We start from the raw sequence: 26,694 nt of genomic DNA, 5'->3' as shown, positions 1-26,694 counted from the left end.
GTTCAGTTGTTTAGTTTGTAAAGTCAAGTACCATACGTCCTTGAATGGTTCCGGCTTCCATTTCGTCAAAGACTTTGACAGCATCTTCTACTGGACGTTTTTGAACGACAGGGACTACCAAGCCTTCTGCACCAAATTGGAAAGCTTCTTCCAAGTCTTTACGAGTTCCTACAAGAGAACCAATGACTTGGATACCATCTAATACAGTTTTCACAATGCTGAGGTCCATCATTTCAGAAGGAAGACCAACTGCGACAACGCGGCCACCAGCACGAACAGAATCTACTGCTTGGTTGAAAGCTACTTTAGAAACGGCTGTTACGACAGCAGAGTGAGCTCCACCGTTTGTTTTTTCTTTGATCAATCCTGGGACATCTTCGACTTCGCGACCGTTGATGACAAAGTCTGCACCAACTTCTTTCGCCAATTCTAGTTTATCATTGTTGATATCGACAGCGATGACATGTGCGTTGAAGACTTTCTTAGCATATTGAACAGCCAAGTTTCCTAGTCCACCAGCTCCATAGATAACGATCCATTGTCCTGGTTCAGCTTTGGCTTCTTTGATGGCTTTGTAAGTTGTAACACCTGCACACGTAATAGAAGAAGCTTGAGCTGGATCTAATCCTTCCGGTACTTTCACTGCGTAATCTGCAGTAACGATACATTGTTCAGCCATTCCTCCATCAACAGAGTAACCAGCATTTTTTACAGTACGGCAAAGAGTTTCGCGACCAGTTGTACAGTATTCACAAGTTCCACATCCTTCGAAGAACCATGCGACACTGACACGATCCCCAACTTTTAGGCTCTTGACATCTGGAGCAACTTCTTTAACAATACCGATTCCTTCGTGTCCAAGAACACGGCCTGGAACTTTACCGAAGTCCCCGTGAGCAACGTGCAAGTCAGTGTGGCAGACACCACAGTATTCGATTTGAACAAGTGCTTCCCCTGTTTCAAGTGGACGCATGTCTTTGTTTGCAACGATTTCAACACCAGTACCTTCTGGATTTACAACAACAGCTTTCATTTTGTTCCTCCTTAAGTGAACGAGAAGCGATTTAGTTTTTTGAAAGCGCTTCTTTAATAACTATGTTAATAATATCACAAACCAGATGGCAAGGCAATGAAAAAAATGGAAAAATAGGAAGGTATTGATTAACTGATTAAGGATTTAGCTCAGAAAAAGACATGAGGGATAGCTCATGTCTATTAGTATTATAAGAATAATTGAATGAGTTGTCGCGCGACACCATCTTCGTTATTCGTGAAATCTGTGACGGAGTCTGCATAAGGGAGAAGGACGGAGCTGGCATTTTTCATGGCGTATCCATGACCAGCTAGTGCTAGCATGTCGGTATCGTTGTGCTCGTCTCCAAAGGCAATCAAATCCTTCTGATCCATATTGAGTTTATCCAGAAGGTAGGTCAGAGCAGAAGCTTTGGTCACATTTTTTGGATTGCATTCCAGAATATTTAAGGGACCACCCCAAGTATTGATAGACAGATTGTAGTCATAATGCCGATTCATTTCATCTGCCAGAGCATATTTGTCTTCCGCTTTCGTTTGAAAGAGGATACAGTTTGGGTCGCTCGTTACCCGTTCGGGGTTGAATTGATTTTCTGGTTGGAAAGCCTCAATACCGAATAATTTAGGATCTGCGACGTGCTCATTGGGATCGGTAATAAAGAATTTATTGCGGTATTCGCCTGCTATAAAGTCCGCTTGGATGGTGTCTCGGTTGGCGACCATATCTAGCAGGTATTTTTTATCTAAAGTCAAACATTGTTCATCCACCCATTTTTTCTCTGGGAGATGCGTAAGGGAGCCGTTAAAATTGATCATCGGAGTATCTAGCTCTAGTTGTTTGTAGTAGGTATGTGCCATACGGTAGGGGCGGCCTGTTGTAATAATGACTTTATGGCCAAGAGCACTAATTTTTTTAATGGTCTCAATGGTAAAGTCGCTCAATTTGCTTTCGGAATTCAAGAGAGTGCCGTCTAGATCTAGAGCGATCATCTTTTTATGCATATTTCAGTTCCTTTCGAGAAGAATGAGACCATTATATCAGAAAAATCGGAAAAGCGCTCAAAAATCGAGAAGAGAAGCGGGATTTCTTGAAAGACGAAAGATCTTTTGGTAGAATAGATATAACGTTCGCAAATTGATTGGGAGCGAGAATGATGAAAAAGGAGTTTATTCTGAAATGGATAAGTTTTTTAAACTTTCAGAACATGGAACCACTGTTCGGACAGAGGTTCTTGCTGGTTTGACAACCTTTTTTGCGATGAGTTATATCCTCTTCGTAAACCCTCAAATGTTGTCACAAACAGGTATGCCAGCTCAAGGAGTCTTCCTTGCAACGATTATTGGATCCGTTGTCGGGACCTTGATGATGGCTTTTTATGCCAATTTACCTTATGCACAAGCACCTGGGATGGGCTTGAATGCCTTCTTTACCTTTACAGTTGTATTTGGTATGGGATACTCATGGCAGGAAGCTTTGGGAATGGTCTTCATTTGTGGTGTGATTTCATTGATTATCACATTGACAAAAGTTCGGAAGATGATCATCGAATCGATTCCGACTGCTCTTCGCTCTGCTATTTCTGCGGGGATCGGGATTTTCTTGGCCTATGTTGGGATTAAGAATGCAGGATTTTTAAAATTCACGATTGACCCTCATACCTATACAGTGGTTGGAGAAGGAGCAGATAAGGCGAATGCAACGATCTCAGCCAATGCATCTGCTGTTCCTGGATTGGTTGATTTTAACAATCCGGCGGTCCTCTTGGCTCTTGTTGGTCTTGCAATTACTATTTTCTTTGTTGTCAAAGGGATTAAGGGAGGGATTATCCTTTCTATCTTAGTAACGACTGTGCTTGGAATTCTCATCCATGTGGTTGATATCACTAAAATTGACTTTGCAAGTAACCATCTAGGAGCGGCCTTTAATGATTTAGGCACGATCTTTGGTCAAGCTTTGGGATCGAAAGGATTGGGATCTTTGATTTCCAATACGTCTCGTTTGCCTGAGACCTTAATGGCCATCTTAGCCTTCTCCTTGACTGATATTTTTGATACAATCGGAACGTTGATCGGTACGGGTGAAAAAGTTGGGATTGTTGCGACAAATGGGGAAAACCATCAATCAGCGAAATTAGATAAGGCCCTCTATTCAGACCTTGTAGCGACTTCAGTCGGAGCTATTGCAGGAACTTCAAACGTAACGACGTATGTTGAATCTGCAGCTGGTATTGGAGCTGGTGGACGCACTGGTCTGACAGCCTTGGTTGTAGCGATTTGTTTTGCTATTTCAAGTCTCTTTAGTCCTTTGTTGGCGATTGTACCGACCGCTGCTACAGCTCCAATTTTGATTGTTGTTGGGATCATGATGTTGAGTGGCTTGAAAAATATCCATTGGGAAGATATGTCAGAAGCAGTTCCTGCCTTCTTCACCTCTATCTTTATGGGCTTCAGCTACTCGATTACTCAAGGGATCGCTGCTGGATTTATCACCTATAGCTTGGTGAAAGTGGTTAAAGGACAAGCCAAAGAAGTGCACAGCATGATTTGGATCCTAGATGTTCTCTTTATTTTAAACTACGTTAGCATGGCCTTGAATTAAGCATCAGGAAAGTGCCAAAAAGGAATGGGAGTTGTCTCCCATTCCTTTCAGATTGAAGACAAAGTTATACCAAAAACATTCCTTAGGTGAGTACGGACGTCAGCGAACTTCTTTGAAGTTCCATGACTAATTATTGAGCCTAAGGTCTCAATAATTCCGAGTGCCTGAAACGTTATTGTTTCAGGCACTTTTCTCACAGCGGAAAGTTTCATTATTTTCTTAAATCGATTTAAAAATTGGAACTCAAATTTATTTTTTTGCAGAATCACTTAACTTATTTTACTTTAAAATAGTTTGTCTATCTATCTAAAAATCAAACCGGAGTCGAACAATTTCTAAAAGAAAGAGCAGATTTTTAAAAAGTTTGGTATAATAGAGAAATGATTAGTCACAATGAAACGGAGCTGATCGCTCTAGGAAAACAGCTAGGAAAACTCTTAGAAAAGCAAGACGTGATCATCTTATCAGGTGATCTAGGGGCAGGAAAAACGACCTTTACCAAGGGAATTGCAAAGGGGTTAGGGATTGATCAGATGATTAAAAGCCCGACCTATACCATTGTTCGTGAATACGAAGGTCGCTTGCCTTTATACCATTTGGATGTTTACCGGATTGGGAATGATCCAGATTCTATTGATTTAGATGATTTTCTATTTGGAGATGGTGTTACCATTATTGAATGGGGAGAGCTGATTGAGCCTAGTCTCTCGGATGCTTATCTAAAAATTTTTATCCGAAAATTAGAAGATGGGCGAGAGTTAGCTTTTGAAGCTCATGGAGCGCGTGCAGAAGCTTTACTGGCATCCTTTGAGCAGGTGGAAAAAACCGATGACTAAGGAAAAGGAAGTAACATTAGAAATTCGGCAAGCTGACAGTGTAGACGCGGCTCTTGTCGTTGATTTCTTAAATCAAGTTGGGAAAGAGTCAGATTACATGACGCTAGATGAAGCTGGAATTGGCATGTCTCCAGCAGACATGGAGCAATTTCTGATGGTGCAAGAGATGGCGGGAAACAGGATTTGCCTCTTGCTATTTCTAGATCAGGAACTGGCAGCTTTGCTAAATATCACTGCAGCTTCTCAACGGTCCATTCGGCATATTGGTGATGTCTTTATTGTGGTTCAAAAAGCTTATTGGAATCAAGGGCTTGGACAGATCCTGTTGGAAGAAGGGATCGAGTGGGCGCACTCGACCGGTGTTCTTAGGAAACTAGTCTTGAATGTCCAAGTGCGCAATGAACGGGCGGTTCACCTGTATAAAAAGTTAGGTTTTGAGATCGAAGGTTGCCAAGCTCGTGGAGCTTGTTCAGCTGAAGGAGAATTCTTAGATGTTTACCTTATGGGGAAACTGATAGATTAGAGAGAGATTCTATATGGTTAAAAAAATTATTTTAATGTTTTTGAGCTTATTGACGGTAACAGTGATTGGGATTGGGGCTTATGGCCTTACCATCCTAAACCAAACGACTGGGACTCTCAGTAAGACCTATAAAGGCTTTGGAAATGAGACCAATGTCATTGCAGAAAACAAGCCAATGACCATCCTTTTGATGGGGGTTGATACAGGTAGCGGTTCTCGGGAAGATCCTTGGGCCGGAAATAGTGATACCATGATTTTGGTGACTGTCAATCCTCAAACAAAAGAAACAACCATGACGAGCTTGGAAAGAGATATCCTAACCAATATTACTTCAGATGGCGAAACAGTCCAAGCAAAATTGAATTCGGCTTATGCTCAAGGCGGTGCCAAGTTAGCCATTAAGACTATTCAAGATCTTTTGAATATCCATATTGACCGCTATGTCATGATCAATATGAAGGGATTGGTTCAATTAGTGGATAAGGTTGGTGGTATCACGGTTAACAATCCATTTGACTTCGATATCTCGATCGAGGATAATGAGCCAGAATATTCGGCTAAGATCGCACCAGGACGTCAGGAGATTAATGGGGATCAAGCTCTCGTTTATTCACGCATGCGCTACCAAGACCCAGAAGGAGACTACGGACGTCAAAAACGCCAACGTGAAGTGATCAAAAAGATTGTTGAGAAAGTTTTAAGCTTCAATAGTTTGAGTCACTACAAAGGAATCATTGAGTCTGTTAGTGACAATATGCAAACCAACATAGCGCTTGACAGTAATAGCCTTCTTCAATTGCTAGGATATAAAGATGCTCTTTCAACGATTCATCAGTACCAGCTGAAAGGAGAAGATGCCACCTTAGCAGATGGCGGAAGTTATCAGATTGTCACTTCAAAACATATCTTGAAAATTCAAAATATCATCCGCAAAGCTTTGGGGATGAAAGAAATTAAAACATTGAAAACCAATGCTTACCTATTAGATGGAGATGAAGAGTTGAAGAATACTTCTTCTCAAAATGATACGCCAGCGGCATCATCTGAGGAAGCACCTGTTTACCAAGAGTTTAACCAACTACCAGTTGTACCATCGACCCAGGATACGGGAGTGGTGACGCCTCAAAGTTCTGTTGCACCAGTGACACCAGTTGCTCCTGCAGCTACAGAGTCGAGCAGTGTGACACCTACGGTACCTTCAGAATAAGAAAAAAACGATTGAGTTTTCTCAATCGTTTTTACTTGGTTGCCAGATGTCTTGAATTTCTTTTAGAGAGGCTGTTGCTTGTTGACTAAATAATTTGGTCTTGTATTGGAAATCCGTTACCAATTCTTGAAGATTGGTCTTTTGGTCTTGGATAATATCCAGATTGCGTTGGATTTTTGCTAGGTTATCTTGAATTCCCTTGACCAATTGGCTGGATTCAGTCACCTCTGTTTTGATTTCTTTGCGGTTTTTTACTAGGTGGTAGCTAATGCTAGCTCCTGTTGCAAACCAAAAGAGATTTTTGAGTTTCATATGGCCTCCTTTTTAACTGTTTTTGATGGTTTCTGCGAGAACTGCTAGTTGTTCAAAATTAGGCTCGTGTTCAGTAAATGAAATGCCAAGCTCATCTTGATCGGAATAGCGAGGGATAATGTGGACATGTGTGTGAAAAACGGTTTGTCCAGAAACTTCTTCCATGTTGCTGATGATATTCATTCCCTTAGCTTGGGTAGCAGCTTCTACTTTTTTAGCAACTTTAGAAACACGTGCAAATAGTTGAGCTGTGGTGGTTTCGTCCATCTCTAGGAGGTTGCGAGCGTGTTTTTTTGGAACCACTAACGTATGACCTGGTGTAACCTGAGAGATGTCCAAAAATGCGAGGACTTCCTCGTCCTCATAGACTTTGGAGGAAGGAATGTCACCAGCTATAATCTTACAAAAAATACAATCATCAACCATAAATACACCTCATTTAGACTAAATTTTGTTATAATATAAGAACATTATACCAGAAATCGGAGAAAATATGTTAGAAATCAACAAGTTGACAGGGGGCTATGTCAACATCCCTGTCCTGAAAGAGGTGAGTTTTTCAGTTCCAGATGGCCAACTGATTGGTTTGATTGGACTAAATGGAGCTGGGAAGTCAACCACGATTAATGAAATTATTGGTCTCCTGCATCCTTATGCTGGGGAAGTACGGATTGACGGCTTGAGTCTTCAAGAAGCTCCAACTGACTATCGTAAAAAAATCGGCTATATTCCAGAAACCCCTAGCCTATATGAAGAATTAACCCTGAGAGAGCATATCGAGACCGTAGCTATGGCCTATGATTTAGACATGGATCAGGTCATGGTGCGCGTCCAGCCTTTGTTGGAACGATTCCGTTTGGCTGAAAAATTAGATTGGTTCCCGACCCAGTTTTCAAAAGGGATGAAGCAAAAGGTCATGATTATTTGTGCCTATGCAGTGGATCCAAGTCTTTATATTGTCGATGAACCCTTTTTGGGATTGGATCCTGTTGCGATTGCAGATTTGATTCAGTTATTGGCCGATGAGAAAGCAAAAGGAAAATCGATTTTGATGAGTACCCACGTTCTGGATTCGGCTGAAAAGATGTGTGATGGTTTTGTGATCCTACATAAGGGTCAGATCCGAGCAAAAGGGACCTTGGACGAGCTGCGCTCAACTTTTGGGGATGAGAAAGCAAGTCTAAATGATATCTACATGACCTTGACAGAAGAGGAAACAGCATGAAAGAGTTGATGAAAAAACGGCAAGAAACGTTTCGAACTCAATGTGTAAAATATAGCCGCTATGTTCTCAATGATCATTTCGTCCTCTTTATGCTGATTTTCATAGGATTTTTGGCGGTTCAATACAGCCAATTCTTGCAAGATCTACCCAAAGATACAAGCCTGATCCGCTGGAGTCTCATGATTGGCTTGCTCCTCTTGGTTCCGATAGGCTCCATTGCGACCTACTTAGAGAAGCCCGATGCTTTATTCCTTTTAGTAAAGGAAGAGGAAGTGAAACGTTATATCAAAGGGCAGGCCAAGAAGTCTTTTGTGTTTTGGTTTTTGATTCAAAGTGTTGTCCTTCTATTATTTGTGCCTCTTCTTCTGGCAACGGGGCTGGATAAACTTGCTATTGTAGCCTATATCCTTGTCTTAGGAGTGGCTAAAGGGGCTGTTTTTAGCTGGAAGAAAGCGCGCTTCTACCAGGATGGAAATTTGAATTGGACCTTAGCCATTGCTCGTGAGAATGCAAGGAAACAATTGATCCTTCGCTTCTTTGCCTTGTTTACAACGGTGAAAGGGATCACTAATAGTGTCAAAAGAAGAGCTTACTTGGATGGTTTCTTAGGGCTTCTTCCCAAAACACATGGCAATACGTGGCTTCACTTATATACGCGCTCCTTCCTACGGAATGGAGATCTTTTCTCTATGACTCTCCGACTCTTGGCTCTTTCCATTCTCGCTATCATCTTTATTCCCCAACCTCTCGTAGTGATTGCCCTTGTAGCCTTGCTCAATTACTTGGTTATTTTTCAATTACTGGGGCTTTACAGTGCTTTTGATTACCAACCCTTGACTCTCCTTTTCCCGATGAAAAAGGGTAGTAAAAAGGCAGGGTTGAACAAAACGATTCAGCTGGTCATGGGGATGATAACGGTGATAGAAGGGGGAATTGGCCTGGTCTTTATTTCAGATAAAGTCCTGTTGTTAGGCTTATTGGCTTATACAGTTGCTTTAATCCTACTCTATCTTCCATTTAAGATGGCGCGCTTGGTTGACGAAAGTCGTTAAAATTAGTAAAATAGATTGGAAACTTTTTACGGAGGAAAAGATGGACTCGAATGAAAAAGAGCTAAGCCTCACCCCAATTCCTGGGAAGAGTGGGAAGGCCTACATGGGGACCTACCCAGATGGTGGGCGCGTTTTTGTAAAAATGAATACGACCCCAATCCTTGCGGGTCTAGCAAAAGAACAGATTGCTCCTCAATTGTTATGGAGTCGACGATTGCCAGATGGAAATGTGATGAGTGCCCAAGAATGGTTGAATGGGGAAATTCTCACGCCAAATGGGATGTCAAAAAAACAAGTGGTCAATATTTTAACGAGATTGCACCGTTCTAGACCTTTGATGACCCAATTGAAAAAACTTGGCTATCCTGTGGAATCTCCATTAGAATTGCTCAATTCTTGGAGCAACCGGTTGCCAATTGCCCTACGTCAGAACCACTATATCCAATCAGTCGTAAAGAATTTACGTAAGACAGTGCCTGCCTTTCGGGAGGATTATGCGACGATCGTCCACGGAGATGTTCGTCATAGTAACTGGATTGAGACAGAGAGCGGCTTGATTTATCTAGTCGATTGGGACTCTGTTCGTTTGACAGACCGGATGTTGGATGTGGCGCATATCTTGAGTCACTATATCCCAGATTCTAATTGGCGCGATTGGTTAGGCTATTATGGCTACAAGTACAATCAAAAAGTATTTGATAAACTCTATTGGTTTGGTCAATACTCTTTCTTGTGCCAAATTGCTAAATACTATGAAAATAATGATTTAGAAAATGTCAATCGCGAGATCTATGCTCTGCGCAATTTCCGGTTGAAATATGGAAAGGAAATATGAGAGTTAGAAATCGCAAGGGAGCGACTGAATTATTAGAAGCGAACCCGCAATATGTGGTCCTAAATCCAGAAGATGCCAAGGGAAAATGGCATGAAATTTTCGGGAATGACCATCCTATTCATATCGAAGTGGGTAGCGGAAAAGGGGCCTTTATTACTGGGATGGCCAAGGCCAATCCAGAGATCAACTACATCGGAATTGATATTCAAAAATCAGTCTTGAGTTATGCTTTAGATAAGGTCTTAGAAGCTGATGTTCCTAATATTAAATTGCTTTGGGTAGACGGGGATAGCTTGACCAACTATTTTGAAGATGGAGAAATCGATCAACTCTATCTGAATTTTTCAGATCCTTGGCCTAAGAAACGTCATGAGAAGCGTCGTTTAACATACAAGACCTTCTTGGATACCTTCAAGCAAATTCTTCCAGAACATGGGGAGATTCACTTTAAAACAGACAACCGAGGTTTGTTTGAATACAGTTTGGTGAGTTTTTCGCAATATGGAATGACTTTGAAGGGAGTCTGGTTAGACCTTCATGCTAGTGACTTTGAGGGCAATGTCATGACGGAATATGAGAAGAAGTTCTCAAGTAAAGGCCAGGTCATTTACCGTGTAGAAGCACAGTTTTAGCATATTCCTTGCAATCATTGGGAAATCGTGCTATAATACATTAAATGAATAGAAAAGGAGAGGCGGGGAAATATCTTCGCCTCTTATCTATGAGGAGGTGGCAACCATCGCAACGATTGTTGACTTAGTAACAGAAGTGATTCAGCCAGCTATAAAGGAACCATTTGAATTGGTTGATGTTGAATATGGCAAAATGGGTGGTGACTACGTCTTAAGCATTTTCGTAGACAAACCAGAAGGGATCACACTGAATGATACAGCGGATTTGACAGAAATCATTAGCCCGCTATTGGATCAAATCAAACCAGATCCATTTCCAGAACAGTACTTTTTAGAAGTTACCAGTCCTGGCTTGGAGAGACCTTTGAAAACCAAGGAAGCACTCGAGAGAGCTGTTGGCAAGTATGTCAATATCAGCTTGTATAAGGCTGTTGAAAAGCAAAAGGTCTTTGAGGGGAACTTGGTAGGTTTTGAAGAGGATGTTTTGACCATTGAGTATATGGATAAAACACGAAAGAAAACTGTAGAAATTCCTTATAACCTTGTGTCCAAAGCAAGGTTGGCTGTAAAATTGTAACAGAATGAAAGAAAGGATGCCTTTATAGTAGAGGCAAGAAAAACATGAGTAAAGAAATGCTAGAAGCCTTCCGCATTTTGGAAGAAGACAAAGGGATCAAAAAAGAAGATATCATCGAAGCCGTCACAGAATCATTGCGTTCAGCTTATCGCCGTCGTTATGGACAATCAGAAAGTGCAGCGATTGAATTCAATGAAAAAACTGGAGATTTCCGTGTTTATACGGTTCGTGAAGTGGTGGATGAAGTCTTTGATAGCCGTTTAGAAATCAGCTTGAAGGATGCCTTAGCCATTAGCTCTGCTTATGAGTTGGGGGACAAGATCAAGTTTGAAGAAGCACCAGCTGAATTTGGTCGTGTAGCAGCTCAATCTGCTAAACAAACGATCATGGAAAAAATGCGTAAGCAAACGCGCACCATCACCTATAACACTTATAAAGAACATGAAAATGAAATCATGAGTGGAACGGTGGAGCGCTTTGACAATCGATTTATCTATGTCAATCTTGGCTCAATCGAAGCTCAATTGTCTAAGCAAGACCAAATTCCAGGAGAAGTGTTCCAATCTCATGATCGAATTGAAGTATTTGTCTACAAGGTAGAAGATAATCCACGTGGTGTCAATGTCTTTGTTAGCCGAAGCCATCCTGAAATGATCAAACGTTTGATGGAACAGGAAATTCCTGAAGTCTATGATGGAACTGTTGAGATTATGAGTGTAGCGCGTGAAGCTGGAGATCGTACAAAAGTTGCGGTTCGTAGCCATAACCCAAACGTAGATGCGATTGGGACTATCGTTGGTCGTGGTGGATCGAATATTAAAAAGATTACCAGCAAGTTCCACCCAGCTCGATACGATCAGAAATTAGACCGTATGGTTCCGACAGAAGAAAATATCGATGTCATCGAATGGGTTCCAGATCCAGCTGAATTTATCTACAATGCGATCGCCCCTGCAGAAGTGGACCAAGTTATTTTTGATGATGAAGATAGCAAACATGCTCTCGTTGTGGTTCCAGATAATAAACTATCTCTTGCCATTGGTCGTCGTGGTCAAAACGTTCGTTTGGCAGCTCATTTGACTGGTTACCGCATCGATATCAAATCTGCTAGTGAGTTCGAAGAAATGGAAGCAGCTCAAGAAACTTTTGAAGACCAAGTAGAAAGTGGCGAAGAGCAAGTCGATTAAGAGAGGGAGGGAACATGGTAAAAACAAGAAAAATCCCTTTAAGAAAATCTGTCGTTTCAAATGAAATTATTGATAAGCGCGATTTGCTCCGCATTGTCAAAAATAAAGAAGGACAAGTCTTTATCGATCCAACTGGCAAAGCCAATGGTCGAGGCGCTTACATCAAGCTAGACAATGAAGAAGCGGCACTTGCTAAGAAAAAGAAAGTTTTTAATCGTAGCTTTAATATGGAAGTGGAAGAAGCTTTCTATGATGAATTGATTGCTTATGTAGATCATAAGGTGAAGAGAAGAGAGTTAGGCCTTGAATAAGCAAAAGATAAGTAATTTGTTAGGCTTGGCGCAAAGAGCAGGAAAACTAATTTCTGGAGAAGAACTCGTGATCAAAGCAATCCAGGAAGAAAAAGCAAAATTAGTTTTTCTGGCAAATGATGCAGCTAGTAACCTGACAAAAAAGGTGACAGATAAGGGTCACTATTATGAGGTTCAAGTATCTACCGTGTTTTCAACACTAGAATTAAGCACTGCAATTGGACGTGCCCGGAAGGTCGTCGCTGTTGTAGATGCTGGATTTTCAAAGAAAATGAGGTCTCTTATGGAATAGAAGAGGAGGACAGCAATTGTCTAAGAAAAGATTATACGAAATTGCCAAAGAATTGGGCAAGGAAAGTAAGGAAGTCGTCACTCGTGCGAAAGAATTAGGTTTTGACGTCAAGAGTCATGCATCTAGTGTCGATACTGATGTTGCTGAAAAGCTGATCAAGAGCTTTGCAGCGAAAAAAGAAACAGTCGAAAAGAAAGTAGCAGAAGTGGCTGCCAAGACAACGGCTGTCGCAGAGAAAAAAGAAGCAGCGCCTGTCAAAAAAGAAGGAGCAACTGAGACAAAATCAGTAACGCCAGCTGCTAAACCAAAGAGTCGTAACTTTAAAGCGGAACGAGAAGCGCGTGCAAAAGAACAGGCTGAACGTAGGAAACAACAAGACAATCGTCCAAAACGTGATCGCAAAGATAATCAGCGTCATGGTGACAACCGAAATCAACGACCACAAGAGCGAAATGAACAGCGAAATCAAGGTTCTGAGCGTCGTAATAACCGACCAGATCAAAGACGTAGTGCACAACCCCAAGTGGCACCAAAAGTTGATTTCAAAGCGCGTGCAGCAGCACTGAAAGCTGAACAAAATGCTGAATACGCACGTGGAAGTGAAGATCGCTACAAACAACAAGCTGCAAAAGCAGAACAAGAACGTCAACAGCGCCGGAAACGGGTAGAAGCACCAGAAGTGAAAGCACCTGTACAGGAGCCAGCTGTTGAGAACCATACAAAACCAGCTGTTGCTGCTGCTCCAGCTCAAGTCGATACACGTCGGAAGAAACAAGCGCGACCAGATAAGAAACGCGATGATTTTGATCGTGAAGAAGATGGTCCAAGAAAACAACAAAGGAATCGAAATAGTCAAAATCAAGTGAGAAATCAGAGAAATAGTAACTGGAATAACAATAAGAAAAATAAAAAAGGAAAGAACAACCGTAATGATGCTCCAAAACCAGTAACAGAGCGTAAATTCCATGAATTACCAAGTGAATTTGAGTATACGGATGGAATGACGGTTGCCGAAATCGCAAAACGCATCAAGCGTGAACCGGCTGAAATCGTCAAGAAACTCTTTATGATGGGAGTCATGGCGACTCAAAATCAATCGCTGGATGGAGATACGATTGAACTCTTGATGGTGGATTATGGAATTGAAGCCAAGAAAAAGGTTGAAGTGGACAATGCCGATATCGAACGCTTCTTCGTTGAAGATGGTTATTTGAATCCAGATGAGTTGGTAGAGCGTCCACCAGTTGTCACCATCATGGGACACGTTGACCACGGTAAAACTACCCTTTTGGATACTCTTCGTAATTCACGTGTAGCAACAGGTGAAGCGGGAGGAATCACCCAGCACATCGGTGCCTACCAAATCGTGGAAAATGGTAAGAAGATTACCTTCTTGGATACACCTGGACACGCGGCCTTTACTTCTATGCGGGCGCGTGGTGCATCTGTTACGGATATTACCATCTTGGTCGTAGCGGCAGATGACGGGGTGATGCCTCAGACTATCGAAGCTATTAACCACTCAAAAGCGGCGAATGTCCCAATCATTGTGGCTATTAACAAGATTGATAAACCAGGTGCCAACCCAGAACGTGTCATCGGTGAATTGGCGGAACATGGGGTTATGTCAACTGCCTGGGGTGGCGATTCTGAGTTTGTAGAAATCTCAGCTAAGTTCAACCAAAATATCGATGAACTCTTGGAAACGGTCCTTCTTGTGGCTGAAATCCAAGAACTCAAGGCAGATCCAACTGTTCGTGCCATCGGTACCGTTATCGAAGCGCGTTTGGATAAAGGAAAAGGTGCAGTGGCAACCCTCCTTGTTCAACAAGGTACCTTGAATGTTCAAGACCCAATCGTTGTCGGAAATACCTTTGGACGTGTCCGTGCCATGACCAATGACCTTGGACGTCGTGTGAAGGTTGCAGGACCATCTACTCCGGTTTCTATCACTGGTTTGAACGAAGCGCCAATGGCGGGTGACCACTTTGCGGTTTATGAAGATGAAAAATCAGCGCGTGCAGCGGGTGAAGAACGTGCCAAACGTGCTCTGATGAAACAACGTCAAGCAACCAACCGCGTCAGCCTTGAAAATCTCTTTGATACCTTGAAGGCTGGGGAAGTGAAATCCGTTAATGTCATCATTAAAGCCGATGTACAAGGTTCGGTTGAAGCTCTTGCTGCTTCCCTTCAAAAGATTGAAGTAGAAGGTGTGAAAGTGACCATCGTTCACTCAGCAGTTGGTGCGATCAACGAATCAGACGTGACCCTTGCAGAAGCTTCAAATGCCTTCATCATCGGATTTAACGTCCGTCCTACTCCACAAGCACGTCAACAAGCTGAAGCTGACGAGGTGGAAATCCGTCTTCACTCAATCATCTACAAAGTGATTGAAGAAATGGAAGATGCCATGAAGGGTATGTTGGATCCTGAGTTCGAAGAGAAAGTGATCGGGGAAGCAGTTATTCGTGAAACCTTTAAAGTCTCAAAAGTGGGTACCATTGGTGGATTTATGGTCCTTAGTGGTAAGGTTACACGTGATTCCAAAGTCCGTGTCATTCGTGACGGTGTCGTGATCTATGACGGAGCTCTTGCAAGCTTGAAACACTTCAAAGATGATGTCAAAGAGATCACAAATGGTCGTGAAGGTGGATTGATGATTGAAGGCTACAATGATATCAAGACAGACGATACCATTGAAGCCTACATCATGGAAGAAATTAAAAAATAAGAGGCTGACTAGGAAAAAAGAGGAATTTTCTCTGATTTCCTAGTTTTTAAACACAAAGCAGAAAGGAGTTCCTATGGCAAGTCATTTTCGGACAGATCGAGTAGGGATGGAAATCAAGCGTGAAGTCAATGAGATTTTACAAAAGAAAGTCCGTGACCCGCGTGTTCAAGGCGTTACTATTACGGATGTTCAAATGCTAGGTGATTTGTCTATGGCCAAAGTGTATTATTCAATTATGAGTGATTTGGCTTCAGACAATCAAAAGGCTCAGACAGGCCTTGAAAAAGCAACAGGAACCATCAAGCGTGAATTAGGTCGGAATCTGAAATTGTACAAGATTCCAGATCTTACTTTTGTGAAAGACGAATCCATCGAATACGGGAATAAGATCGATGAGATGTTGCGCAATTTGAACAAAGACTAGAGAGGTTGGAAATTTTCCACGCCCAGATTGAAAGACAAAGTCTTCTTAGAAACTTTCCTTAGGTGAGTACGGACGTCAGCGAACTTCTTTGAAGTTCCATGACTAATTATTGAGCCTAAGGTCTCAATAATTCCGAGTACCTGAAACTATTAAGTTTCAGGTACTTTTCTCACGACGAAAAGTTTCAGTAGATGATTGAATCACTCTAACGAGTAACATTTCTTTTTATAGAATTTATTAGATTTATAAAAAAGAATAGTTTGTCTACAGTCTCGGGTTGGAAATTTTCCACCCTCTTTTTTTGGCTCTTAAAACGAGGAAAATAAAACAGAAGGAAAAACGGTTTCAAAAAATAATAGAAATTTACAGAAATCTCTTGTGTGATTGGAAATTATCCTTTACAATAGGAGAGGAGTTTTATTTCTGATCTCAAATTTGGAGGAATGAACATGTCGATTAACTGGCAGGAAATTGTATTTAACTTTTTGGGAGGCCTGGGGCTCTTTCTCTATAGTATTAAAACCATGGGAGAAGGCTTGCAACAGGCTGCAGGAGATCGACTTCGATACTATATTGATAAATATACGAGTAATCCCTTTCTAGGGGTTCTAGTAGGGATTGGGATGACTGCCTTGATTCAGTCGAGTTCAGGGGTTACAGTGATTACGGTCGGTCTGGTGAGTGCAGGACTTCTAACCCTCCGTCAAGCTATTGGTATTGTTATGGGGGCCAATATTGGAACGACTATTACCTCCTTTATCATTGGTTTTAAATTAGGAGACTACGCTCTTCCCATGCTCTTTATCGGAGCGGTTTGTCTCTTCTTTACCAAAAATCGTTTGGTTAATAATGTTGGACGAATCGTTTTTGGTGTCGGTGGTATCTTCTTTGCCCTCAACTTGATGAGTGGGGCTATGGAACCTCTTAAAGATTTGCAAGTCTTTCGTGACTATATGGTGCAGTTAAGTAAAAGTCCTATCTTGGGTGTCTTTGTTGGATCAGGCTTAACACTTTTGATTCAGGCCTCTTCTGCAACCATTGGTATCTTGCAAAATCTCTATGCTAGTCATTTGATTGACCTGAAAGGAGCCCTCCCAGTTCTCTTTGGTGATAATATCGGAACGACCATTACAGCTATCATTGCTTCCTTGGGAGCTAATATTGCGGCCAAACGTGTGGCAGGTGCCCATGTAGCCTTTAATGTTATCGGAACCATTATCTGTCTTGTCTTCCTTGTTCCGTTTACCTCTTTGATTCAATGGTTTGAAACGACTCTTCATTTATCCCCAGAAATGACCATAGCCTTTGCTCACGGAACCTTTAATATAACCAATACCATCATCCAGTTCCCATTCATTGGAGCTTTGGCATACTTTGTGACCAAGCTGATTCCTGGTGAGGATGAGGTTGTCAAATATGAACCGCTCTACTTGGATGAAAACTTGATCACCCAAGCGCCTTCGATTGCTCTTGGAAATGCGAAAAAAGAGTTGCTTCATTTAGGTGGATATGCAGACAAAGCTTTTAATCTTTCTTATGATTATATTGTTCATCAAAATGAGAAAACAGCTGAAAAGGGTCATAAGACAGAAGAAGCCATCAATACCATTGATGATGATTTGACTCGCTACCTGATTCGTTTGTCAAGTGAAGCCTTGAGTCCGAGAGAAAGTGAAGTTCTCACCAATATCTTGGATTCTTCACGGGATTTGGAGCGGATTGGAGATCACGCGGAAGCCTTGATCAATCTGACCGATTATTTAATTCGTAAGAAAGTGGTCTTTTCAGAAGCGGCCTTGGCTGAATTGGAAGATATTTACAACCAAACCCATCAATTTGTAGAGGATGCCTTAAAAGCTGTTGAGAACAATGATGTGAGTCTTGCAAACCAATTGGTAGCACGTCACGAGGCAATTGAAAAGTTGGAGAAAAGACTTCGGAAAACCCATATTCGTCGTTTGAACCAAGGCGAATGTACACCTCAAGCCGGAGTAAACTTTATTGATATCATTTCTCACTATACACGTGTTGCAGACCATGCCATGAATCTCGCTGAAAAAGTACAAATCGAGCAAATTTAAGGAACGTCAAACAGAGTAAGTAGGAAGCTTACTCTGTTTTTTGTTGGATTCTATTCAAAAATAGGTCTAGACCATTTACAAATGGAAGTGAAAGCGTTATAATATGTATGAATATAAATGGAACACAGTTCCTACAATGGAAAGGACGATTTTATGTCTACATATATTAAAGCAGATCAATTTTATTATCCACATGGGGTTCGCCGCGGAGGCTATTTGGAGCTTGTTGATGGCAAGTTTGGAAAACATGTGGAAAGCTTACCAGAAGGTGCGGATGTGCTGGATTATTCTGGTTACAGCATTGCGCCTGGCCTCGTAGATACCCATATTCACGGATTTGGTGGGGTAGATGTGATGGATAACAATATCGAAGGCACTCTCCATACCATGAGTGAAGGGCTCTTGAGTACAGGGGTTACGAGCTTTTTGCCTACGACCTTGACTTCCTCTTACGAACAACTTTTGGCAGTAACTGAAAATATCGGTGCACGATACAAAGAAGCAACAGGAGCTAAGATTCGCGGGATTTATTTTGAAGGCCCTTATTTTACAGAAAAATACAAGGGAGCTCAAAACCCATCTTATATGAAGGATCCAAGTATGGAAGAATTCCGGGCTTGGCAAAAAGCTGCCAATGGTCTGTTGAATAAGATTGCCCTTGCTCCCGAGCGTGAAGGGGTGGAAGAATTTGTTCGGACCATTACAGGAGAAGGAGTGACTGTCGCTCTGGGACACTCCAATGCTACTTTTGAAGAAGCTAAAAAAGCGGTTGATGCAGGTGCGAGTGTCTGGGTACATGCCTACAATGGTATGCGTGGTTTGACGCACCGTGAACTCGGTATGGTTGGTGCCATGTATGAGTTGCCTCATACTACAGCAGAGTTGATCTGTGATGGCCATCACGTGGATCCACTAGCGTGTGATATCCTGATGAAACAAAAAGGCAAAGAAAATGTTGCCTTGATTACGGACTGTATGACAGCTGGGGGCTTAGAAGACGGGGACTACATGCTTGGGGAATTCCCAGTCGTGGTTGCTGAAGGGACTGCTCGCTTGAAATCAACTGGTAATCTAGCTGGCTCAATCTTGAAATTGAAAGATGGATTAAAAAATGTTGTAGAGTGGGGGATTGCTAACCCTCACGAAGCAGTGATGATGGCCAGCCTCAATCCGGCAAAATCAGTCCATATTGATGATGTTTGTGGTCAAATTCGAGAAGGATATGACGCGGACTTCATCGTGCTTGATCAAAATTTGGATCTGGTTGCGACCTATCTCGATGGGGTCAAACGTTACCAAGCTACCAATTAGATTCAAGAATCGAAGATAGAATACTTCCTCTCTAAGTCATACCTAGAGAGGTTTTTGTTTACCGATGGTAGTGCAATTTTGTGAATGCTGTCTTTTCATGCTATAATGGGAATTGAAATGTGAGGTAGCTTATGAAGGCAATTGATATACGTTTTTTATTGATGGGAATTTTTTTCTTGCTCTATGGGATTGTAAGAAAAAATATCTTTATTGTGATTGTTGGTGGGGCATTTTTACTCTATAGTTTTTATAGCAAGAAGATGGAGCCAACCAAGAAAAATATTTTTAAGCCAGAGCTCAAGCTTCGAGGGCCTAAGAAACCGAAATCGAAGAAAGGAAAGAAAAAATGAATCATTATCGTTTAAATAATGGGGTGGAGATTCCTGTATTGGGATTTGGAACTTGGAAAGCAGCGGATGGAGAAGAAGCCTATCAAGCTGTGTTAGCTGCTTTAAAAGCAGGTTATCGCCATATCGATACAGCTGCGATTTATCAAAATGAAGAGAGTGTGGGTCGTGCGATCAAGGATAGTGGTCTTAAGCGCGAAGACTTGTTTATTACTACCAAACTTTGGAATACGAATCATACTTATGAAGAGGCCCAAGCTGCTTTGGAAGTGTCTCTTGAAAAACTGGGCTTAGATTATGTCGATCTATATTTGATTCATTGGCCAAATCCAAAGCCCCTTCGAGAAAATGATGCTTGGAAAAAACGAAATGCTGAGGTTTGGCGAGCCATGGAAGATATGCTAGCTGTTGGTAAGGTTCGGGCTATTGGCATTAGCAATTTTCTTCCTCATCATTTGGAAGCGCTCCTTGAAACAGCTCGGGTCATCCCGTCTGTGAACCAAATTCGTCTAGCACCTGGGGTTTACCAAAGCGAAGCCATCGCAGCGAGTCGCAAGCATGGCATTTTACTAGAGGCTTGGGGACCTTTTGGCCAAGGAGAATTGTTCCAAAATGAACAAGTAAAAGAAATGGCTACTAAATATGGAAAGACCGTCGCCCAACTAGCCCTGGCTTGGAGTTTACAAGAAGGTTTCCTTCCATTGCCCAAATCGGTTACGCCTGAGCGGATTGCGAGTAATTTAAATTGCTTTGATTTTGAATTGACGGCAGATGATATGGAACTCCTTCGCCATCTTCCGGTTGAAGCAGGTGCACCAGATCCGGACACCAAAGATTTTTAAGAGAGAATTTCTATTTATTAATGAAAACCGAGGACAGTTTCGTTCTCGGTTTTTAAGATCCTTTCAATGATTAAATAATTTTAAAAATCCAATAAAAACAGATGTTCTATAATACTTTCCCATACTAATTTACATTTTTCCGAACGAAAATAAATTAATAGTTAGTAATATTCGTAAATGTTACATTTGTGTTACATTTTGTTTTTTGAATGAATTTTCAGATAATTTTGCGTTATAATAGTTACTATTAAAATAAAAGGGGAGTTTCTATGAATAGACAAGAACGTTTTTCATTAAGAAAATACAAATTTGGTGTAGCCTCAGTTTTATTAGGGGCTGTTTTGGTATTTGGATCTGCACAAGCGAGTGCTGAAGAACAAGCGGCCAGCCAAACGAGTGCTGGAACACAGCTTGTAGCCACTACTCAACAGGCACCTGCTGAAGAAGAGCATTCACAAGCAACAGAAGCAAGTAAAGCAGTTGCTAGTGAGAAAGTAGAAGTTGCAAAAGAAGCAACAGTTGCTGATAAGACAACGAATACAACAGAAGCAGCTCTTGTTGAAAAAACAGAAGCTCCTAAAGAGGCAGCTACTGTTCCAGAAACAAAACCGGAAGTAGCGGAAAAACCTGTAGAAAAAGCAACAGCAGTGGCTACTGCGACAAGTTCGGAAACAACGAATCGTCATGAGGCAGCTGAAAAACCTCAAAGCATCGAAAGTGACGAAATTATTACTGTTCCCCAAACCTGGAAGCAAGGCTATAAAGGGGAAGGGATGGTTGTCGCCGTCATCGACTCTGGCTTGGATGTGAACCATGAGGTTCTTCGGATTACCGATCCTTCAAAAGCTAAGTTTAAAAACCAAGAAGAAATCGAAGCTGCTAAGAAAGCGGCAGGAATCGATTATGGTAAATGGTACAACGACAAGGTTGTCTACGCTTATGACTACTTTGATGGGACCGACAATATCAAAGAGGCTGAAAGAGATTCCCATGGGATGCACGTTACAGGGATTGCAACAGGGAATCCTGATAAAGCAGCAGGAAACGGAGAAAAGATCTATGGTGTAGCACCAGAAGCGCAAGTTATGTTTATGCGTGTCTTCTCAGATCGCCAAAAAACAACGGGATCTGCTCTTTATGTAAAAGCAATTGATGATGCTGTAGCTCTTGGTGCAGATACTATCAACATGAGTCTTGGTTCTACGACTGGTTCTACGGTCAATGCGGATTCAGATATTGTGGATGCCATTAAACGGGCGCGCGCTAAAGGCGTATCTGTCTTAATTTCTGCAGGAAATAGCAATAGCTTTGGAAATGGTTACTCAAGACCTTCTGCTGAAAATCCAGATTATGGTTTGGTCGGAAATCCTTCAACAGTAGAGGACTCCATCTCTGTTGCTTCTATCAATAATAATGTTATTACGACAGAAGTGTTTGAAGTCAAAGGCCTTGAAGGCAATGCGGAAGCGGATAACGGTAAGTTTGATTACAGTAAATCTGCTGCAGACGCTGATTTTGAAAAAGGCAAAGAGTACGAATATGTGTCAGTTGGTCTTGGAAAAGAAGATGATTTCAAAGATCTGGATCTTACCGGTAAATTAGCCTTAATCCAACGCGGGGAAATTCCATTCTCAGAAAAGATTGCGAATGCCTTCCATCATGGTGCAGCAGGAGCTTTGGTCTACAATAATGTGGAAGGATCGAACCTTGGAATGGCAATTGAAGGAGATGCGAAAAAGATCCCATCTGTCTTTATTTCAAAACGTTATGGGGAAGCTCTTAAGGCAGGTTCCTACAAAATTGTCTTTAACAATACTATGGCCAACCGTCCATCTCCAGAAGCAGACCAATTGTCTGATTTCTCAAGCTGGGGAGTGACAACCGATGGTCAGTTGAAACCAGATGTCACAGCACCTGGTGGGAATATCTTCTCTTCTTTAAATGACAATACCTACGGGGATATGAGTGGTACTAGTATGGCTTCACCTCACGTGGCAGGTGTCGCCGCCTTGGTCAAAGAATACCTTGTGAAGAACCATCCAGAATTGACTCCTGAACAAGTTTCTGCAACTGTGAAAGCCTTGATTATGTCTACGGCTAAACCACATGTTAACAAAGAAACCGGTGTCTATACGTCTCCACGCCAACAAGGAGCAGGGGTTGTAGACACAGCCGCAGCCGTTTCAACAGACTTGTATGTGACTGGTGAAAACAACTATCCAAGCGTTACTCTTGGTAATGTTGGAGATAGCTTTACCTTTGATGTCACAGTCCACAATATTTCAGATACCGATCGTACCTTGAAAATGTTGGTGAATACTGACACAGATGAAGTGAAGGATGGTAAATTTACCCTACGTCCACGTAAATTAACAGAAACTGCTTGGCCTGAAGTAACCGTGAAAGCACATAGTTCTGAAACAGTTACAGTGAAAGTCGACACAAGTAAATTCACAGAAGAATTAAGCAAAGAAATGCCAAATGGCTATTTCCTTGAAGGATTTGTTCGTTTTGTCGATCCAGCAGATGATGGGGATGTAGTTAGCTTGCCGTTTATGGGATTCAAGGGAGAATTCCAAAACCTTCCAGCTGTTGAAAAACCAATCTATGATTTGGTTCGCGAAGGAAAAGATGGCTTCTACTATCATGTTCCAAAAGATTTGAATATCTCCTCTAGTGCCAATGTTTCTGCGCTTGTTACCCTGCAAAATGACCTTCTCCTCACACAAGGAAAACGAGATGGTCGTCGGATTACAGTTCTTGGTATTGAAGAAAATGCGGAAGGTACACATTCTCTTCAATTAGATGAGAATGGGAATGTTCGCATTGCCATTTCGCCAAATGAAGATGGAAATAAAGACCTCGTTGAATACAAGACAGTCGCTCTTCGAAATATTGAAAACCTTCGTGCAACTGTTTATGCAGCAAGTGATACGGAACATAAAAATCCATTGTGGGAAGGAACTCCATCTGACCATCGTAAGAACTTCTTCAACGGTGACCAAAAGAACCCACGCAGCTACACATTAGCTAATACTACTTGGAATGGTATTGATGCGAATGGGAATGCAGTAGCAGATGGTCTATATGATTATGTCATTCGTTACACACCGATGGTTCCTGGTGCTGAAGAGCAATCAACGACCTTTAAGGTTCAAGTTGATACTCAAAAACCAGTGATCACATCTGGATATATTCGCTTTAAAGATGGGGCACAACAGTTTGTAGCTCGTAAAGCCAAAGATGTTGGAGACGGCGGAATCTTATCTGAAAAACTCGTTTACGTCACACCATTTGATGATAAGGGAACAATGGTCCAAACTAGTGATGATAAGAATGGTACTCGTGCGCTTGAAAATTATCATGTGATCAAGGCCAATGCAGATGGTAGCTTCGATCTTCCTGAAAACATCGATAAGAAGAATATCTACTACTATGTAGAAGACTTTGCGGGGAACGTAGACTATGTTTCACTAGCTGATTTAGTTCGGGATCAAAATAGTGGTCGTATTCAAATTGCAGTGCGTGATGCTAAGACAAACAAAGATATAGATACCATGTATGTGTATCGTATCAAGGACAGCAATGGTCAATATGTAACGGTTGATAAAACAAAAGATATTAACTTCTTGAACTTTGGTCATTATACTGCAGAAATCTTTACGTATGATCGTACAGAAGTGAAATTTGTCAGCAGCTTGACCCAAGAATTTGATTTGACAGAGGATAATAGTTTCCAAACGATTGCTTTTCTTGCCAATACTTTAGAATATGCACCAGTTAGCATCAGCTTTGATCAACCGGTTTCAAAAGCAGCTACGATCGTATTAAAAGGGGCAGATGGTGAAAACTTTGTCTTGCCTGCTGAAAAATATGGTAAAAATGGCTTTGGTAAATCTGTAGCAACTGGTCAATATACCTTGGTTGCAACTCTTCCTACAGGCTATGAACTAGCTGAGGAAGCACCAGTGATTTCAGTTGTCGCAGGGCGCAACAACAATTACCGTATTGGAGTGATCTCAAAAGTGGATCTCTTAGCTGCTTTGAACAACCAAGCAGATGTTACAAAGACAGCGCAATACTTCAATGCCAGTGCGGATAAGAAGGAAGCCTATGATCAAGCCTTGCAAGCGGCCCAAGCAGCCTTGACCAACAAGGTTAGTCAAGAGCAAGTCAACCAAGCTCTAGCTAGTCTTGAAGCTGCCAGCCAAGCTTTGGATGGGAAAGATTCAAACGTTGCGGCCTTGAAAGAAGCGATGCAGGCTTACGATGCTACGACAAAAACTGGTCGTTATGCCAATGCCAAAGAAAAAGTACGTCGCGACTACGATCGTGCTTTCCAAACAGTAGCCTTGCTTGCAGTTGATCCAACTGTGAAACAAGAACAAATCAATCAAGCACTTGCTGAGCTTAGCCGTGCAGAAGGAAAATTAAACGGGAAAGCAACTGATTTTTCAAGTCTTGAAAAATACATCAAGGAAGAATTGAAGTTCCAAGAAAAGAATGCGAAATTCATCTATGCTGGAAATGAAGAAAAAGAAGCTTACCTAGTAGCCTTCAAGGATGCACAAACCATCCTTTCAAATCCAGGAGCAAGCCAACAAGATGTGAAAGATGCTTTGACAGCCTTGAAGAATGCCAAGAAAAAACTTCATGGTAAAAAACCAAAAGCTGCAAGACGTCCATAAGAAAAACAACATTGTTTGTTAGCCTAAAATCCGTATGAAACGATTGTTTCATGCGGATTTTAATTTACAAGTCACTAAAAATCTGCTATAATACTAGTCAAGAAAGAAGGGCTTACGGCGTTTTTCTAGCGAGCTTGGGATAGTGAGAGCCAAGTAGAGCAAGGTAAGCAAGTGGCGCTTTCTCTCAGTAAAAAGCTGAGTAAAGTAAAATAAAATGAAGTAATAAATTAGGGTGGAACCGCGTTTCTAACGCCCCTAGGTCATAGACTTAGGAGCAGAGACACGGTTCTTTTTGTATCCTAAGTCACAAGAAACTTTATGAATAAGGAGTATTCAATGTCAAAAAAACTAACCTTTCACTGCGTTAGTGGCAGATACCTCCTTACAGTCGGACTGCCCAACGCTCAGCATTAAGGTGCCTGAGCTAGACGCAGTACTAACTCGTCTTGCCTCGTATGATCAACGAGACAGACTCGTGTCGCAAGAAATTATAGAAAAAGGAGTAAATAATGTCTAAAAAATTGACTTTCCAGGAAATCATCCTTACTTTGCAACAATACTGGAATGACCAGGGTTGTATGCTCATGCAGGCTTATGATAATGAAAAAGGTGCGGGAACCATGAGTCCTTACACTTTCCTTCGTGCCATTGGTCCTGAGCCATGGAATGCGGCTTATGTAGAGCCATCTCGTCGTCCAGCGGACGGTCGTTACGGGGAAAACCCAAACCGTCTTTACCAACACCACCAATTCCAAGTGGTGATGAAACCATCACCATCAAACATCCAAGAGCTCTACCTTGAGTCATTGGAAAAATTGGGGATCAATCCTTTGGAGCACGATATCCGTTTCGTTGAAGATAACTGGGAAAATCCATCAACTGGTTCAGCTGGTCTTGGTTGGGAAGTTTGGTTGGACGGTATGGAAATCACTCAGTTCACCTACTTCCAACAAGTTGGTGGTTTGGCAACTGGCCCAGTAACTTCTGAGGTCACTTACGGATTGGAACGTTTGGCTTCTTACATCCAAGAAGTAGACTCAGTTTATGATATTGAGTGGGCTCCAGGCGTTAAATACGGAGAAATCTTCCTTCAACCAGAATATGAACACTCAAAATATAGCTTTGAAGTTTCTGACCAAGATATGCTTCTTGAAAACTTCGAAAAATTTGAAAAAGAAGCAGGGCGTGCTTTGGAATTAGGCCTTGTTCACCCTGCCTATGACTACGTTTTGAAATGTTCACACACCTTCAACTTGCTTGATGCACGTGGAGCAGTATCCGTTACAGAACGTGCCGGTTACATTGCCCGCATCCGTAACTTGGCCCGTGTCGTAGCCAAGACCTTCGTTGCAGAACGTAAGAAACTCGGTTACCCACTTCTTGACGAAGCCACACGCGCCAAACTCCTAGCAGAAGAGGAAGAATAAAGAGAGTTACAAGAATGGAAAATGGGCAAACAAAGTGAGCCCGTACGGCTACCCAGAGGCAAGTCGGAGACTTGCTAAAGGGATAGGCACCGCCGTACTGCTTGATGGGGATTTTTGAAACGTTAGGTTCAAAAATCAGTTGGCTAAATCCACTTTGATGAGACTGTTGGAAATCGATGTCAAAGAGACAGAAGATTTCCCTACAGCCTCACAAAGTTAGTTA

The 26,694-nt window shown here is 41.8% G+C and carries 23 protein-coding genes and 2 pseudogenes; 21 read left to right on the top strand and 4 right to left on the bottom strand.

Annotation, left to right across the window (positions count from 1 at the left end; translation table 11 throughout):
• Nucleotides 1-10: 10 nt before the first annotated feature.
• Together adhP and HMPREF2704_RS02450 are read right to left on the bottom strand one after the other, a co-directional pair.
• Nucleotides 11-1,033, bottom strand: a complete 1,023-nt coding sequence (gene adhP / locus HMPREF2704_RS02455; protein WP_003003874.1) for an alcohol dehydrogenase AdhP — start codon at nt 1,031-1,033, stop codon at nt 11-13.
• A 188-nt stretch (nt 1,034-1,221) separates the two neighbouring features.
• Nucleotides 1,222-2,034 carry a Cof-type HAD-IIB family hydrolase gene (locus HMPREF2704_RS02450; RefSeq protein WP_031575197.1) on the bottom strand — a complete coding sequence of 271 codons (813 nt, stop codon included), beginning with the start codon at nt 2,032-2,034 and terminating at the stop codon, nt 1,222-1,224.
• Between the two features lie 175 nt (nt 2,035-2,209).
• Between HMPREF2704_RS02450 and HMPREF2704_RS02445 the strand changes: the two genes are divergently transcribed.
• The 4 genes from HMPREF2704_RS02445 (at nt 2,210) to HMPREF2704_RS02430 (ending at nt 6,197) form a co-directional block, all read left to right on the top strand.
• Entirely contained in the window at nt 2,210-3,631 is a 1,422-nt protein-coding gene (locus HMPREF2704_RS02445) for an NCS2 family permease (protein ID WP_003003910.1), read from the top strand.
• Between the two features lie 380 nt (nt 3,632-4,011).
• Entirely contained in the window at nt 4,012-4,467 is a 456-nt protein-coding gene (tsaE, locus tag HMPREF2704_RS02440; RefSeq protein WP_049485569.1) for a tRNA (adenosine(37)-N6)-threonylcarbamoyltransferase complex ATPase subunit type 1 TsaE, read from the top strand.
• Nucleotides 4,460-4,990: a GNAT family N-acetyltransferase gene (locus tag HMPREF2704_RS02435; RefSeq protein ID WP_049522805.1), complete on the top strand. Its 531-nt coding sequence runs from the start codon at nt 4,460-4,462 to the stop codon at nt 4,988-4,990. Before tsaE ends, HMPREF2704_RS02435 begins: the two co-directional genes overlap by 8 nt.
• A gap of 13 nt (nt 4,991-5,003) precedes the next feature.
• Nucleotides 5,004-6,197: a glycopolymer--peptidoglycan transferase LytR gene (locus HMPREF2704_RS02430; RefSeq protein WP_070845550.1), complete on the top strand. Its 1,194-nt coding sequence runs from the start codon at nt 5,004-5,006 to the stop codon at nt 6,195-6,197.
• Between the two features lie 21 nt (nt 6,198-6,218).
• Here the strand turns inward: HMPREF2704_RS02430 and HMPREF2704_RS02425 are convergent, their stop codons facing one another.
• Both HMPREF2704_RS02425 and HMPREF2704_RS02420 read right to left on the bottom strand, forming a co-directional pair.
• Nucleotides 6,219-6,509, bottom strand: coding sequence for a hypothetical protein (locus tag HMPREF2704_RS02425; protein WP_003012641.1), 291 nt, complete (start codon nt 6,507-6,509; stop codon nt 6,219-6,221).
• 12 nt (nt 6,510-6,521) lie between these two features.
• A complete protein-coding gene (locus HMPREF2704_RS02420; RefSeq protein ID WP_024056395.1) occupies nt 6,522-6,935 on the bottom strand; it encodes an HIT family protein in 414 nt (137 codons plus the stop codon).
• Nucleotides 6,936-7,002: 67 nt separating this feature from the next.
• Between HMPREF2704_RS02420 and HMPREF2704_RS02415 the strand changes: the two genes are divergently transcribed.
• The 17 genes and pseudogenes from HMPREF2704_RS02415 (at nt 7,003) to glyQ (ending at nt 26,471) form a co-directional block, all read left to right on the top strand.
• Entirely contained in the window at nt 7,003-7,734 is a 732-nt protein-coding gene (locus HMPREF2704_RS02415) for an ABC transporter ATP-binding protein (RefSeq protein ID WP_024056396.1), read from the top strand.
• The gene (locus HMPREF2704_RS02410; RefSeq protein WP_024056397.1) at nt 7,731-8,786 is read left to right on the top strand and encodes an ABC transporter permease; all 1,056 of its coding nucleotides are present in this window, start codon (nt 7,731-7,733) and stop codon (nt 8,784-8,786) included. Before HMPREF2704_RS02415 ends, HMPREF2704_RS02410 begins: the two co-directional genes overlap by 4 nt.
• A gap of 40 nt (nt 8,787-8,826) precedes the next feature.
• Nucleotides 8,827-9,621, top strand: a complete 795-nt coding sequence (gene ccrZ / locus HMPREF2704_RS02405) for a cell cycle regulator CcrZ (RefSeq protein WP_003003852.1) — start codon at nt 8,827-8,829, stop codon at nt 9,619-9,621.
• On the top strand, nt 9,618-10,253 hold the full coding sequence (trmB, locus tag HMPREF2704_RS02400) for a tRNA (guanosine(46)-N7)-methyltransferase TrmB (protein WP_024056398.1): 636 nt from the start codon (nt 9,618-9,620) through the stop codon (nt 10,251-10,253). The genes ccrZ and trmB overlap by 4 nt, the downstream gene beginning before the upstream one ends.
• 97 nt (nt 10,254-10,350) lie before the next feature.
• A complete protein-coding gene (gene rimP, locus HMPREF2704_RS02395; RefSeq protein WP_070845547.1) occupies nt 10,351-10,830 on the top strand; it encodes a ribosome maturation factor RimP in 480 nt (159 codons plus the stop codon).
• Nucleotides 10,831-10,874: 44 nt separating this feature from the next.
• On the top strand, nt 10,875-12,017 hold the full coding sequence (gene nusA, locus HMPREF2704_RS02390; RefSeq protein ID WP_003010402.1) for a transcription termination factor NusA: 1,143 nt from the start codon (nt 10,875-10,877) through the stop codon (nt 12,015-12,017).
• A gap of 14 nt (nt 12,018-12,031) precedes the next feature.
• Nucleotides 12,032-12,328 (top strand): RNase P modulator RnpM, encoded by a 297-nt coding sequence (gene rnpM / locus HMPREF2704_RS02385; RefSeq protein WP_003010401.1) that lies wholly within the window; start codon nt 12,032-12,034, stop codon nt 12,326-12,328.
• Nucleotides 12,321-12,620, top strand: coding sequence for a YlxQ-related RNA-binding protein (locus tag HMPREF2704_RS02380; protein ID WP_003010399.1), 300 nt, complete (start codon nt 12,321-12,323; stop codon nt 12,618-12,620). The genes rnpM and HMPREF2704_RS02380 overlap by 8 nt, the downstream gene beginning before the upstream one ends.
• A 16-nt stretch (nt 12,621-12,636) precedes the next feature.
• Nucleotides 12,637-12,760 (top strand): annotated as a pseudogene (locus HMPREF2704_RS11660) (translation initiation factor IF-2 N-terminal domain-containing protein); the annotation flags it as partial.
• 95 nt (nt 12,761-12,855) lie between these two features.
• Nucleotides 12,856-15,351: pseudogene (infB, locus tag HMPREF2704_RS02375) on the top strand (translation initiation factor IF-2); the annotation flags it as partial.
• A 73-nt stretch (nt 15,352-15,424) separates the two neighbouring features.
• Nucleotides 15,425-15,775, top strand: a complete 351-nt coding sequence (gene rbfA, locus HMPREF2704_RS02370; RefSeq protein WP_003003976.1) for a 30S ribosome-binding factor RbfA — start codon at nt 15,425-15,427, stop codon at nt 15,773-15,775.
• Between the two features lie 449 nt (nt 15,776-16,224).
• Entirely contained in the window at nt 16,225-17,856 is a 1,632-nt protein-coding gene (locus tag HMPREF2704_RS02365) for a Na/Pi cotransporter family protein (RefSeq protein WP_037608308.1), read from the top strand.
• A gap of 153 nt (nt 17,857-18,009) precedes the next feature.
• Nucleotides 18,010-19,167, top strand: coding sequence for an N-acetylglucosamine-6-phosphate deacetylase (gene nagA / locus HMPREF2704_RS02360; protein WP_042760248.1), 1,158 nt, complete (start codon nt 18,010-18,012; stop codon nt 19,165-19,167).
• Nucleotides 19,168-19,298: 131 nt separating this feature from the next.
• Nucleotides 19,299-19,517: a hypothetical protein gene (locus tag HMPREF2704_RS02355; protein WP_003018530.1), complete on the top strand. Its 219-nt coding sequence runs from the start codon at nt 19,299-19,301 to the stop codon at nt 19,515-19,517.
• Complete coding sequence (locus HMPREF2704_RS02350; RefSeq protein WP_070464903.1) at nt 19,514-20,356, top strand: aldo/keto reductase; 843 nt, start codon at nt 19,514-19,516, stop codon at nt 20,354-20,356. The genes HMPREF2704_RS02355 and HMPREF2704_RS02350 overlap by 4 nt, the downstream gene beginning before the upstream one ends.
• Nucleotides 20,357-20,625: 269 nt before the next feature.
• A complete protein-coding gene (locus tag HMPREF2704_RS02345; protein WP_070845545.1) occupies nt 20,626-25,044 on the top strand; it encodes a S8 family serine peptidase in 4,419 nt (1,472 codons plus the stop codon).
• 509 nt (nt 25,045-25,553) lie between these two features.
• A complete protein-coding gene (gene glyQ / locus HMPREF2704_RS02340; protein WP_002886077.1) occupies nt 25,554-26,471 on the top strand; it encodes a glycine--tRNA ligase subunit alpha in 918 nt (305 codons plus the stop codon).
• Nucleotides 26,472-26,694 lie beyond the last annotated feature (223 nt).

Origin of the sequence: Streptococcus sp. HMSC076C09 (genome assembly GCF_001837905.1) — a bacterium.
Classification (GTDB): domain Bacteria; phylum Bacillota; class Bacilli; order Lactobacillales; family Streptococcaceae; genus Streptococcus; species Streptococcus parasanguinis_I.
Note: the sequence above shows the minus strand (reverse complement) of the source record. Positions and strands in the feature narration are given on the sequence as shown.